The 13,224-nt window shown below is 43.8% G+C and carries 11 protein-coding genes and 1 pseudogene; 3 read left to right on the forward strand and 9 right to left on the reverse strand.

All coding sequences use genetic code 11. From position 1 onward, the window contains the following. Positions 1–55 precede the first annotated feature (55 nt). The 5 genes from FU659_RS19540 to FU659_RS19560 all read right to left on the reverse strand — a co-directional run bounded on the left by FU659_RS19540 (position 56) and on the right by FU659_RS19560 (position 6,828). Positions 56–1,645: a response regulator transcription factor gene (locus FU659_RS19540; RefSeq protein ID WP_187274259.1), complete on the reverse strand. Its 1,590-nt coding sequence runs from the start codon at positions 1,643–1,645 to the stop codon at positions 56–58. Beyond that, a complete protein-coding gene (locus tag FU659_RS19545) occupies positions 1,638–3,449 on the reverse strand; it encodes a sensor histidine kinase (RefSeq protein ID WP_147949108.1) in 1,812 nt (603 codons plus the stop codon). Before FU659_RS19545 ends, FU659_RS19540 begins: the two co-directional genes overlap by 8 nt. Positions 3,450–3,575: 126 nt before the next feature. Then, positions 3,576–4,940, reverse strand: coding sequence for an ABC transporter substrate-binding protein (locus tag FU659_RS19550; RefSeq protein WP_187274260.1), 1,365 nt, complete (start codon positions 4,938–4,940; stop codon positions 3,576–3,578). A 108-nt stretch (positions 4,941–5,048) separates the two neighbouring features. Next, the gene (locus tag FU659_RS19555; RefSeq protein ID WP_147949110.1) at positions 5,049–5,882 is read right to left on the reverse strand and encodes a carbohydrate ABC transporter permease; all 834 of its coding nucleotides are present in this window, start codon (positions 5,880–5,882) and stop codon (positions 5,049–5,051) included. 16 nt (positions 5,883–5,898) lie between these two features. Beyond that, positions 5,899–6,828, reverse strand: coding sequence for a carbohydrate ABC transporter permease (locus FU659_RS19560; RefSeq protein ID WP_261807927.1), 930 nt, complete (start codon positions 6,826–6,828; stop codon positions 5,899–5,901). A 240-nt stretch (positions 6,829–7,068) separates the two neighbouring features. Here FU659_RS19560 and FU659_RS19565 point away from each other — a divergent pair, with 240 nt between their 5' ends. Next, complete coding sequence (locus FU659_RS19565) at positions 7,069–7,248, forward strand: ABC transporter substrate-binding protein (protein WP_187274261.1); 180 nt, start codon at positions 7,069–7,071, stop codon at positions 7,246–7,248. Between the two features lie 175 nt (positions 7,249–7,423). Here FU659_RS19565 and FU659_RS19570 read toward each other — a convergent pair whose 3' ends face one another. After that, positions 7,424–7,912: a NanQ anomerase/TabA/YiaL family protein gene (locus FU659_RS19570; protein WP_147949113.1), complete on the reverse strand. Its 489-nt coding sequence runs from the start codon at positions 7,910–7,912 to the stop codon at positions 7,424–7,426. A gap of 311 nt (positions 7,913–8,223) precedes the next feature. On the opposite strand from FU659_RS19570, the gene FU659_RS19575 reads away from it, so the two are divergent. Continuing rightward, a complete protein-coding gene (locus FU659_RS19575; protein WP_147949114.1) occupies positions 8,224–8,433 on the forward strand; it encodes a hypothetical protein in 210 nt (69 codons plus the stop codon). A gap of 412 nt (positions 8,434–8,845) precedes the next feature. Here the strand turns inward: FU659_RS19575 and fsa are convergent, their stop codons facing one another. From fsa to FU659_RS38915, 3 genes and pseudogenes are all read right to left on the reverse strand, one after another. Then, entirely contained in the window at positions 8,846–9,502 is a 657-nt protein-coding gene (fsa, locus tag FU659_RS19580) for a fructose-6-phosphate aldolase (RefSeq protein WP_147949115.1), read from the reverse strand. A 34-nt stretch (positions 9,503–9,536) separates the two neighbouring features. Then, positions 9,537–11,562, reverse strand: a pseudogene (gene tkt, locus FU659_RS19585) (transketolase). Positions 11,563–11,901: 339 nt separating this feature from the next. Further along, positions 11,902–12,063 carry an aspartyl-phosphate phosphatase Spo0E family protein gene (locus FU659_RS38915; protein ID WP_187274262.1) on the reverse strand — a complete coding sequence of 54 codons (162 nt, stop codon included), beginning with the start codon at positions 12,061–12,063 and terminating at the stop codon, positions 11,902–11,904. A 309-nt stretch (positions 12,064–12,372) separates the two neighbouring features. Here FU659_RS38915 and FU659_RS19595 point away from each other — a divergent pair, with 309 nt between their 5' ends. After that, the gene (locus tag FU659_RS19595) at positions 12,373–13,212 is read left to right on the forward strand and encodes a methyl-accepting chemotaxis protein (protein WP_187274263.1); all 840 of its coding nucleotides are present in this window, start codon (positions 12,373–12,375) and stop codon (positions 13,210–13,212) included. Positions 13,213–13,224 lie beyond the last annotated feature (12 nt).

A 13,224-nucleotide genomic window follows, 5' to 3' on the forward strand; every position in this document is an offset into this window, starting at 1 on the left:
CAAAAAAGCCCGCGGTAAGCATATTACCGACTGGCTTCTTTTAACTTTTATACGTTTAAATATAACGACTCGGAGCTACCCCATAATGTTGCTTAAACACCTTGACGAAATAGCCTTTGTTTTCATAACCTAACATTTGTGAGATGGTGTCAAGCGTCTTTTCCGACCCATTGAGTAGTTCCTTGGCTTCCTCCATCTTGCTTCGCGTTACATACTCAACGAACGTTTCTCCCGTTTCTTTCTTGAATAGGCGACTGAAGTAACTGGGATTCAAATGCAGGTGGTCTGCAACCTCCTCCAGCGTGATTTTCCGATTCAAATGGAGGCGAATATACTTTTGGGCATCAACGATTTCCACCTTTTTACTTTGATGTGAGATCTGTTCCATTAGCGATACCGCATCCCTCACAAATTCGATAAGCCACTCCTGCAGTTCGCCAATACTGGTTAACTGGTCTAAATCCTTTTGCAGCTTTTCGTTGGTGTATTGTTGATTGAATTTAAGCTTCAACATCATGTCTAGGACGAGCTTGAAGACGAATTGCTTTACCGCCTTAGGCGAAAACTGATATTTGGAAATAAACTGAATAAACGGTTTCACGGCTTCTAAAGCATCGATATTTCCCTCAAGAATGAAGCGATTCATTTGTTCTGCGTACTCGTAATAATGAAAGAGCGGATCTTCAGCCACATCTCTAGGATGGCCGTTCTCTCCAGTTTTCATAAAGACAGGCTCCCAGGAATAAAACAAACGTTCAGCATCCTGGAATAAGTGAACATATTGCCGCTTGATGCCAATGCGGTCTCCGACCATTTCACCCAGCAGCATAGTGACAGGCAATTTGAGCACTTGCGTGAGTCTGTTTTGCACATTCTTGCATACGGTCGTAATTCGGTCATAGGGATTAACTTTCAAATCCTTCCGACAGTTGAACAGCAAGCAAAACTCCTTCGCGGAATAGCTGAATGACAATGTATCCGATTCATGCTCCAAGAGTTCTTCTACCGCATTCTCCACAATAAATTTCAAGGTATCTTCACTCTGATAACGATTCAGCGCATCTCTGAAACGATGCAGCCGGCAAATAACAGGAATAAATTGCGGCATGATGGGCGTCAGCCCAAAGCCCTCCAACTGGCGTACCCAAGATGGATCATCCGTGACCGGTGTAGTGAGCAGATCCCGAAGCCACTTTTCCTTGATAGCCGATTTGCTTTGGTGGGCCTGAAAATGAAGCTTCCTGACTTCGTGCTGAAGTTCATCTTCTTTTTCAATTTTCCCCTTGATCCGGGTGAAAATTTCGATAATCGCTTGCGGCTCCAACGTTTCTTTCAAAATATAATCTTCCACACCCATCTGGACGGCCTGCTGCGCATATCGGAATTCGTCATGGCAGGACAAAATAACAAACCTCGGCCGCTGACTGATTTCTCTTATTGCCTTTATGAAAGCCAGCCCATTCATTCCGGGCATCCCAATATCGGTAACAATCAAATCAGGCATTGTCTCCCGGCATTGCTCCATAGCATCTAAAGCATTGGTAAAAGTGCCGGAAAGCTCAAGCTGATGAGCCTCCCAAGGAATCGCCATCCGCAAAAACTGTAGTACGGCTACATCGTCATCTACCAACAAGACTCTATACATCCTTTGCATCCTCCTCTTCCTCCATATGGAATGTGATCGGTAAATGCAGAGTCAATTTCAACCCAAGGCCAGGTGCGCTCATCAGTTCCACATGATAAGCTTCACCATAGATCATGCGCAAGCGCTCATTCACGTTTCTTAATCCTATTCCGTTCATGCGTGATGACTTTCCTTTCACCGGTTCTCCCGGTCGATTTGATTCTAAGAGCATAGCTCTCACAGAGGTAAGTTCTTCCTCTGTCATGCCAACGCCATCATCCTCAACAGATATAAATAACAGATGTCCCTGTTTCCAAGAATTCACCGAAATTTGTCCATGTCTTTGCCTTAATCCATGAAGATAAGCGTTCTCGATCAACGGCTGAAGCGTAAAACGCGGTATCATCGCAAGCAGCGTGTCCGATGCCAAACTAGTTGTAAGCTGAACATTTTCCAAATGACGAAAATTCATCAGCTTCATGTACTGCTCGATGGTTGCTACTTCTTCATGCAGCGTCAGAAATTCGTTATTTCGATTGATGGTCATACGCAGTAAGGTGGATAAGGAACCGATAATTTCAGAAATCTCCATCTCACCCTTCATCCTCACTTGAAGACGGATAGAATTAAGTGTGTTGAACAAAAAATGCGGATTGATCTGAGCCTGTAGCGCCTCCAATTCCGCCATACGCTTACGCCCTTGTTCCCACTCGATTTGCTGGATCATCTCCTCGATGCGATCCAACATTCGATCGAAAGAGGAGCCTAACCGACCGATTTCATCCTTTCCTACAATCATCGAACGTTCATTCAGATTACCTGACTCCACACGCATAGCGGTCTTCACCAACTGCACGATCGGAACCGTCAACTGCCGCAGCAAGTAAAACAACACGACGGCGAACACGACAAAAAATAAAGCCTGAAAGACGATAATATCGTTTAAAAAATTGCCAATCTTCCCTGTAACCTCGCGATAAGGCGTTAAGCATTGCAGGCTCCATCCGGCAAAAGAAAGAGGATGGTTGACCGAAATATATTCTTGTCCATTCCAATTGGTCTTTTCTGTCAAGCCCGCGGTAAGAATGTCCTTCGGAACTTTGGTCCCTATCTTATCCACGTTAGATTGGGACAAGATCGTACCTTGTCCATCCAACAGCATCATGGTCTGATCCTCGGCATATTTACTGAAGATCTCATGAAACTGTCCTTCCGGTTTGCTTATCATGATGTAGGCGTTCTGCATATTCGCATAAAGACGAAAACTTCTAACGACAGTAATCAGCTTCGGATATTTCTTGGCATCGGAACGGACATAGTTATTTTGGGCGCCGATCCAATTCGTCATATTAACGGGATCAGCTGACATTCGAGTCAACCATGGTTCCTCATACATGTAGGACAAATCATTCTGATAGGTAGAATAATTCGAAAAATACAAACCATTCGGAAGTAAAACGCTTACGTATGTTTGCCCGCCAAAAAAGGTTAATTGCTCCAGCTTCTCGGAAACAGGCTTGTACGCGAAGAAATCGACTTGTTTCCCTCCATTTTTATCGTAGCTATTCCATGCAACACGCAAATTTGTAATGAATTCGCTGTCATATTGAAGCGTATTGAAAGCATTCAGCATATCAATGACAATGTTGGAAATATAAAGGTCTGCGACCTCAAGAGATTGCTCGGATTTAAAAGAAGCCTTATTGGTCAACTCATTCTTCGTATACAGACCTGTTAAAGCTAATGTGATAACTGAAGGAAAAAACAAGCATAACAGAGATATCGTAATGAGCTTCTGCCGCCAGCTGAAGGAAGGCATTTTCATCGTTGAATTCACCTTCCCTTACCGTCCATTCTTATATTGTGAGTGTATCATATCAGATCGCTTTTAGTCGCGATTTATGCAAAAAGGGATGCCGATTTAGGCATCCTCTTTTTTCCATCTTTTGTGTTACTTTTTATTGGCATCAATAATTTTTTGTAAATTGGTTTTGATATTTTTCAATGTCGTATCAATATCGGTCGCGCCCAGAATATATTTTTCTGATTCAGCGATATACGCTTTTTCCAAATCTGCTGCGTAGGATACCGCGATCGGAGGATCCGGAAGCTTCGACACCGTAAGTGTATTCACAAGAGATGCCTTATCAATTTTATCCGGCGTCTTCGTTGCGGCAATAATTTGATCCAATTCTTTATTCAAGTCCGTTTTCTTCCAAGCAGACAATTGCTTAGTCAAGCCCATACCTTCAGTCGATAGGAACCGTAGGAATGTATAAGCTTCTTGTTTATGCTTCGAGTTGGCAGACATAACCAATGGATCTGCTGAACCAAAGGAATAATTCTCGTCGCCTTTATTGTTCGTTGGCCATGGTGCAAATGCTGTAACGAAAGTTGCAGGAATTTTATCTGTTCCGCCAGCTTCAGAGATCATCCAAGGACCTGTTGGCAGCATACTTGCTTTACCTTGGAAATATTCATCGCGGTAAGGAATTTTTTGTGTAATAACGTCTTGATAAGGCTTGCTGCTTTTATCATCATGTTCCATGACATAACGTAGTTCAAGTGATGATTTCATCAACGGATTATCTGCGTTAAGCTTCGTGCCATCGTCCGTCATAATCCCTTGATTTTTCGGGGAGCTGTATTGACGAAGCAGGAAATAATCTTTCCAAGTGTGGAAGAAGACACCATATTGTTTACTCGGTCCGTCACCTTTTGTCAATTTTTTGGCATAATCACGGAACTCGTCCCAAGTCCAGCTCTTCGGTACAGCAAGCCCCGCTGCATCCAATTGGGTTTTGTTAAGAATAACGAACCATGGTCCGAATTTACCTGGGAGAGAGTAACGCTTTCCATTTACTTTCATTTGCTCAGCTTTGTATTCATCTTCGTATTTCACGTTCTCTTTGCTCATATAAGCATCAAGAGGCTCCAGCATGCCGTTCGTTGCTCTTTGACTAAATGTAGGTGTAGAGTTCACAGAGAATACGTCGAAATCCTCTCCGGATGCATACATGATATCGATTTTCTTTAATGTTTCATTAGAATCGTTCTCAACCAGCGGCACGTATTGTACTTTAATATTAGGATACTTTTTCTCAAAAGCGTCAATAGCCGGTTGGTATACCGATGCCTTCTCCCAGTTAAGGAACTTGATCGTGACCGGTGCGGCGGGCGTGCTTGCGGCAGTTGCAGCTGCTGTAGAAGCAGGCGCTTTGCTTGGCGTTGTGGAATTACCTCCGCTTGAACATCCTGCTAACAGACTTGCTATGACAATCGATGACGCGGATACAGATAGCCATTTTTTCTTCATAATCTTTTTAACCTCCCCGTTTTGACAAACCATTGTTTGTGACTTCTTTACCTTACCAGTATGGAATTCGCTTTCAAAGTTTCTATTTTTACCTTTTTTCGATTTTTTTTACCCCTTCACACCACCAAGAGCAATGCCCTCGATGACCTGTCTCTGTCCTAAGATAAAAATAACGAGCAGCGGGATGATCGCCGAAACGGTTCCTGCCATAATCAAGGAGAAAAAGGCACCACTTTCCGAAGCAAACTTCTGAATACCGATTTGAACCGTTTCCAGAGCGTCGCTTCTCAAGAAAATCAACGGATTTACATAGTCGTTCCAGGTCCATATAAAACGTAAAATGGCGTAAGTCGCGAGCGCGGGACGCACAAGCGGTAGTGCGATTCTGGTAAACATCGTAAATTGTCCCGCGCCGTCAATACGTCCTGCGTCCATATACTCCTTGTGAATGCCCAAGAAAAACTGCCGCAGCATGAAGGTACCGAGCGCGCTAAACGATCCGATCAGAATGAGACCCAAATGCGTGTCGAACAGGTGGAGCCACTTGAAAATCATAAACTGTGGTACTTGGATAGATGAGCTCGGAATCATGAACGTCATCAGTACGACGACGAACATCGCATTCTTTCCGCGAAATTCCACATGAGAGAAAGCATAAGCAGCCATGCTTGAAGCTATTAATGAAATGAGCGTTGTCAGAACGCTTACCTTAATGGAGTTCCAATAGTATAACTCAAAGGGATGCTCGCCGAACCAAACATCGTGATAATTCTGAAATGCCTGCCATTGTTTGGGGATCCACTCGATTGGATACTTGAACACATCGATCTCCGGCTTCATGGACGCCGATAGCATCCATAGAAAAGGAAGCAGGAACGCAATTCCCAAAACCAACATAAAGATCGTAATAATCGTTCTTCTCCATATTCCCGTTGTTTGCATAAACCTTCCTCCTTCCTTAGTAATTCACCCATTTTTTCTGACCGTAAAGCTGCACAAGCGTAATTAACAGAACACAACCGAACAAAACCCAGGCCATCGACGACGCATAGCCAGTTTTCAAATTCTCAAAAGCCGTCGTATAAAGATAATAAGTAATCACTGATGTCGAATAGGAAGGTCCACCACTGGTAAGCACCTTAATAATATCGAAGGATTTAAAAGAACTAATTAAGCCTGTAATCAGTAAGAAAAATGTGGTTGGCGACACCAAAGGAAAAGTAATCTTGCGGAATCTTGTCCAAGATCCTGCGCCATCAATATCAGCAGATTCGTATAAGTCGCGTGGTATCGACTGCAGTGCTGCCATGTATACGATCAAGCAAAATCCAATACCAATCCAAACCATAATGATCATGACCGAAGGCAGCGCATAGTGAAGGTCAGCTAACCATTTGGGAGGGTTGGCCATTCCTAACGATTTCAGTGCTTGATTGACAGGTCCATAGGACGGATGGAACAATAACTGAAAGACGATCGCTACAGCTACCACACTGGAAATGTAAGGCATAAAGAAAATGACCTTGAATAAGTTTTTCCAATACACATACTTATCGATCACAACCGCGAGAATTAAAGCCAAGATAAGTTGAATAGGTACGACTAACAAAATCACAAGGTTATTGCCGAATGATTTGAGAAAAACCTGGTCCTGAAATAACAAAACGTAGTTGCGGAAGCCAATGAACTTAATTTTGTCCAGCCCCGCAATAAAGCTCCAATCCGTAAAGCTGAGTATCAGGGATATTAATGTAGGAATAACTGTGAAAATGGTCAGGCCAATCAGCATTGGAGCTACTAAGAGATAACCTGCAAGGTTCTCTTTCTTTTCCCCTTTTACTTTGACCTTATGAAGCGACGCAGCGCGTCTCGTCTCTGTTTTGGACATGTTGTTCACCCCAGTGTTCATGATAGAATTGCCACACCTCTTTATTACATTGTTTTTTAGATACTCCTATTAAACTGTTTTATAGTTCAAAAAAAAAGCGACAGATTTGACTATTCTCGAAAATATTTGACCACCTCAAATTCGGCCGGGGGGCTCGGAAAACAAAAAGGGCTTCTCTCGTCCTATATCATGACTTTGGGATAGCCCCTTGGCAGTTCCGTCTCACGACGTCGAAATAGCTTGTTCGATCAAAACAAAACTTGGTTACCGGTCACCATGGAAACTTTGCCGAATTACATTAGCGATTATATCTTTTTGACGATTAATGCAGGTGAGAACAGCAAGGCTCGCGAGGAAGAACTAAAGAGTAATGGTGTTTGGAAAAACCTCCCTGCTGTGAAGGAAAATCGCAGGTTGTAACCAGTGAGTTTTATCGCAGGAGACCCTGTCTCTGTAGATAAACAGTTGGATATTCAAGCGAAGCTGCTGCTAGAAATTAACAAAAAATAAAAGGTGTCACAGCTGAATGAACGATTGTGACATAAAAAAGATTGCCGCATGTCTGCCCTTCCGGGTAGATTGTCGGCAATCTTTTCTATTTAAGGAGATCTTTATGGATTTTGATAACGATTTTTTTGATCGGCATTTCCTCGCGGATCCAACAATTCGGGCGATGAATGTCCGAAGGAAAGAAAATGGCGAACATGCCTGGTTGCAGAAGCACTTCCGTTTCGTCCTGGGAGGGATCTGATTCATAGAAGACGATATCACGCGTATCCAAATGGTTTTGCTCCACTTTGGCACCGGCATGGAGCTTGTAAGAACAAATTTTTTCTTCCCCGCTTATAAGAAATTGAATGTCTGTATAGGTCTGATGGGATTCAGGCTTTTGCTCTTGGGAGGGACGTGTGATTAGCTCTTGAACCAAAGCAAACATGAGTTCACCATTCTCCCCCTCAAGCTCATATCTCCCGACAGCTGCTTCGCCCAGTTTACGATTCAATATGTAATCGATCCCTCTTTGTACAGCTGAGGGCCATAAATGGCGCTCTTGTTCAAAATGTTCGACATTGCTAATAATCATAGGGTAGCTGACTCCTTATTATTCAAATACTTTCCTATTGCTACTATAGCCGATTGTGCAAAAAAAGACCCGTTTTTTTACAGCGAGCCCTCGCAGTTTTTGGCGGCTTACGGAAATTGGAGGTGGTAAGCCCACTGCCAGCCTTTCTCAGCGTGTGGAACGCTCCCTAAGCTCTCCGCTGTCATCCATTTAGCAGGACTAGTTTAATGAGCGGTCTCGCAGTATAATCAAATTATGCGACGAAGAACGTCCCACTCCATTCCTTTGCGAATGGAAACGGGGCGTTTTTCTGTCATTGGGGAGGAGCGTCAATGATGAATTTCGAAAAGGCACATGCCTCATTTATCCAGTACCATTTGCAGGCTATAGATGTAGCAACTCACTTAAACATCAACCATCGTACCGCTGTTCGATCATTGCAAGTACTCTGCGCAAAGGGTTGGTTTTCTCCAATGACCGGTGCGGATGGCAAACACGTTGTGCGCTATGAGATTGGGCGAAGTGCAATGCAGGGACTATAGTTGGAGAAAGCCTGCAATTGTACATTTTTAAATAACTCGATTTATCCAGCAGCTTATCATTCATGCGAAAATACATGTTTTCATTCACCCTATCTCTAATTAGGACAAAAAAAATCGGAATACCTGTAGATTTGCACGATTTCCGTACTAAAAAACGATTACAATCGAAAATAACTGCACTCTTACAGTTTAAGTAGACCACTGAACTAAAAACACCATTCACTAGCCCATAAGCCACTGATTTTTTTTCTGTGAAGCAATAATTTTTAAGTATGATGAGACAGAAAAACAACGAAAAGACCGTTAAAAGCCATTTTACAGGCTAAAAACGGTCCATTTTCATCTTAGAAAAACGTCGACAAGACTTTATCAGTAGCCCGCTTTTTACAGCAAGTCTTTCTCTGGTGCATGCTTAAAACTTGGTTTGATTCGCGCCTTCCCAATCAGCCAAAAATTTCTCGATTCCCGCATCTGTAAGCGGATGTTTGCTCATCGATTCAATAACTTTATAAGGTACTGTAGCGATATGTGATCCTGCAAGTGCCGCTTCAATGACATGTGCAGAGTGACGCACGCTAGCAGAAATGATTTCTGATTTGATACCATGTACTTGGAAGATTTGGCTGATTTCTTTGATCAAATTCATACCAACTTGGTTGATATCATCCAAACGACCGATGAAAGGCGACACGTAAGTCGCGCCGGCACGAGCAGCAAGCAATGCTTGCGTCGAGCTGAATATCAAGGTTACATTCGTTGGAATGTTCAATGATCTGAACACGCTAGTCGCTTGCAGTCCATCCAATGTCATTGGCAGCTTAATCACTACGTTAGGGCTTAGTTCAGCCAACTTTTTGCCTTGTTCAACCATCTCGTCCGCTTTCAGTGAAACGACTTCTGCGCTGATCGGTACATCGCCAACGATGGTGATGATCTCCTTCACAGTTTCGAAAAAGTCTCTTCCTTCTTTAGCGATAAGCGACGGGTTCGTTGTCACTCCTGCAACAACGCCCAGCGCGTGAGCTTTACGAATTTCTTCTACATTGGCTGTGTCGATAAACAATTTCATCCTGTATCCCTACCTTTTCTCCCTCTTGGGGTTGTTATTGGAAATACTTCTGTCTGATTTGTTGTACGATTGCTTCTGCGGTAAAGCCATATTCACGAATGACTTTATCTGCCTTCGCTGATGAACCGAATTTACGGATGCCGACTACGAAGCCTTCGCCCCCCGTAATTTCTTCCCATCCCGCAGGATAAGCCATCTCAATGACAACATTGGCTTTCACTTGCGGCGAAAGAACGGACTGTTGGACTTCTAAAGTTTGCTGCTCAAACAGTTCTCGGCTTGGCATGGAAACCACTCTCGCTCCAATTCCATCTTGCGCCAATAGCTTCTTAACGTCAAGTGCTAAGGTAACTTCAGAGCCAGTGGCTATGAGCTGCACATCAGGTGTTGTACCAGCATCAACGTCAGATAGTACGTAAGCGCCTTGATGAATATGGGCAAAAGCAAGCTTATCCGTGCCAGGCAGCACCGGTAAATTTTGACGCGAGAGCGCGAAGACGAACGGACCTTCCTTCGCTTGCAGCGTATACTCCCAGGCAGCAGCTGTTTCGTTGGCATCTGCAGGACGGAATAGCGTCAAATCGGGAATCATCCGCAAGGATGGAATTTGCTCTATCGGTTGATGGGTCGGACCATCTTCACCTACTGCGATACTGTCATGCGTGAATACATATGCAACAGGCAGTTTCATCAATGCGGACAACCGAATCGCGCCACGCAAGTAATCGCTGAAGACTAGGAACGTCGCCGAAAGCACGCAAGCCACCGTGCAGCAGCATACCGTTCAGTGCGGCACCCATTGCAAATTCTCGTACACCAAACCAAAAATTGCGGCCGCTGTAATCCGCGGCGCTGAATGCCGCTTCATCCGTGATCATAGTGAAGTTGGAGCTCGCAAGGTCAGCCGAACCGCCTACAAGATGAGGTACCCGCTTCGCGAGGCCGTTAATCACTTTGCCTGATGCGGTGCGTGTTGAAATTGCGCCGCTCTCTGGGGTAAAGCGCGGCACATCAGCGTTCCAATCTGCAGGCAAATCGCCGCGGGACGCAAGCTCGAACTGCTGAGCGAGCTCAGGGTAAGCAGCTTTGTAGTTATTCCAAAGCTGTTCCCAACTGCTCTCGGCTTGGACGCCCAGCTGCTTGTACCCGGCGAAATGTTCGATAACCTCAGCAGGAACGTAGAAGTCCGGCTCTAACGGCCAACCCAAAGCCTGCTTCGTCAACAGCAGTTCTTCTTTACCCAGCGGACTGCCGTGCGTACCGCCGTGGCCGCCTTTACCCGCTTTGTTAGGACTGCCGTAACCAATCGTTGTTTTGATCTCAATCAGAGTTGGGCGGTTCAAATCCGCCTTTCCTTCTTCGATCGCAGCAGAAATCGCATCCACATTGTTCTGCTCTTCAACGCGAAGGTACTGCCAGCCATAAGATTCAATGCGTGTGCGAATATTCTCGGAGAAGGACATGTTCAATTCGCCATCTAACGAAATATCATTGGAATCGTATAACACAATTAGTTTACCCAACTTTAAATGGCCAGCTAACGAAGCAGCCTCACCTGAAACGCCTTCCATCAAATCGCCATCACCGCAAATCGCATAAGTAAAGTGATTGACGAGCGGAAAGCCTTCTTGATTATAGACCGATGCCTGATGCGCTTCGGCCATGGCCATCCCTACTGCCATCGCTACGCCTTGCCCAAGCGGTCCAGTTGTTGCCTCGACACCGTCCGTATGACCAAATTCCGGATGTCCCGGCGTCCGGCTTCCCCATTGGCGGAATTCCTTAATGTCTTCGATCGTAACATCGTAGCCGCTTAGGTGTAAAAGACTGTATAGCAGCATCGAGCCATGTCCGGCTGAAAGGACGAAGCGATCCCGATCCACCCATTTGGGATTAACCGGATTATGCTTTAAGTGCCGGGTCCAAAGGGCATACGCCATCGGAGCCGCTCCCATCGGCATACCGGGATGTCCCATAGCCGCCTTCTCAACCGCATCAATGGTTAACGTTCTAATTGTATTGATACTTAACTCTTCAATGGATACAGATGTCTGATTCAACAAGTATCGCCTCCATCAATATAATTTGGTTTAACTTCCTCTACGTTCTATTATAAGGATAGATGAAGCATTCAAATAATTGATAGTTTCGATACTAGCTATAGATGGTGTCTATATGATGAATTTCGAGTTGTAGAACGTAAGGATTCGATGTTTCTTTCGTAACCAATGAGTTTGCAGCTAAGGAATTAAAAGAAGGCAGTTTGTTCGAAGTTGACATTGAGGCAACCATTCCGTCGACCAAGATCGGAATTCATCACTAAAAAAATATGCCGCTATTTAAAAGCTGCGGCGGCTTTTGTAGAGAAGTTGGAAACATCCCAGGCTGTAATCGGATGATTAATTCGAGGCACATAGATTGTCGTATCTATTCAGCAGTTCATCCAACTCATGAGAGAGTTTAAGTATAAAGTCAGAAAGCAGATCATAGTGGTTGCTTGCTTGATTCAATTCTTTCCTTTTATCTTCTATTTTTTTCTCTATTTCATATAATGGGACCACTCTACATCCCTCCAAAGCAATGCCTATTATAGCTAAATACTCTATATCAAATAATCTTGTATGTCTATTTTACACGAATAATGTTAAAAAAATATAAGTTAAGCATTACATATTTATGAGGAAAACCACTAATTAGGTAATTACTTATCTAATAACCACATATTCGCAATTAGAAACGTCATTCTTACAAAATGCGGGAATTTTTTCGTGTTAGAATTTGTTAGCTCTTACTTGTGATAAATGTCACATCCATTCCCCAAAAATGGTGCTATATTTTCAAAAAAGGGTACAAGATTGGGGACAGGGGCGATGAGGAAAGCTACATTTAGTATTGTCAAAAAGATGGTGCTGGGAATCACGGTCGTTTCAGCCGTAACCTATGCAACAAGCGCTTTTTTTATTTTTATGTTACAAGATTTATTTAAAGATTACGTTTCTGGTTGGCTCTTCATCGTCATCACCTTATCTATGGGCGTTTTTTGGACAGGCTTTCTAGGCTGGATCGCTGCGAAATGGCTCGTTAAACCGTTACTTCTTCTCACCGACGCGGCCAACCATGCTTCCATCGGTAATTTGCAAGTACAGATTATTCCTAATAAATCGGATGATGAATTACGAGCATTAGGACTTTCTTTCGCTAAGATGATTGAAAATGTTCGAAGTATCATTGAAGGAATTTCAACGAATTTTAAAGGAACCAATACACATGTCGATGAATTACGAATGGCGATTGGACAGGCAACTGCTCAAGTTGAACTTATAACAACTACCATAGAAGAAATTGCTAACGGCGCGGAGCGGCAATCCAAATCCTCCGAATCGATGTTCGTGTCCGTGGAACAGATCACCAAAGCTACGGATGATATTAACGAAAAGGCAAATACCGCACAACGATTGACTAAGCAAATGGTGGCGTCTATCGAGGATAACACCAAAGTGATACAATCTTTAGTTCATGGGATGCGCAAACTTGCGGTCTCTAATCAAGAATCGATACAAGTCGTCATGCGCCTGGAGAGCAATGCACATACAATCAGTGATATTTCGAATGTTGTAGGTGAATTCGCCAATCAGACACACTTGTTGGCTTTAAATGCTTCTATTGAGGCTGCCGCGCGGGTGAGCATGGAAAAGGCTTCACCGTTGTAGCCGGAGAAGTAA

It is taken from the genome of Paenibacillus sp. N3.4, from assembly GCF_008017805.1.
In the GTDB taxonomy this organism is placed as follows: domain Bacteria; phylum Bacillota; class Bacilli; order Paenibacillales; family NBRC-103111; genus Paenibacillus_E.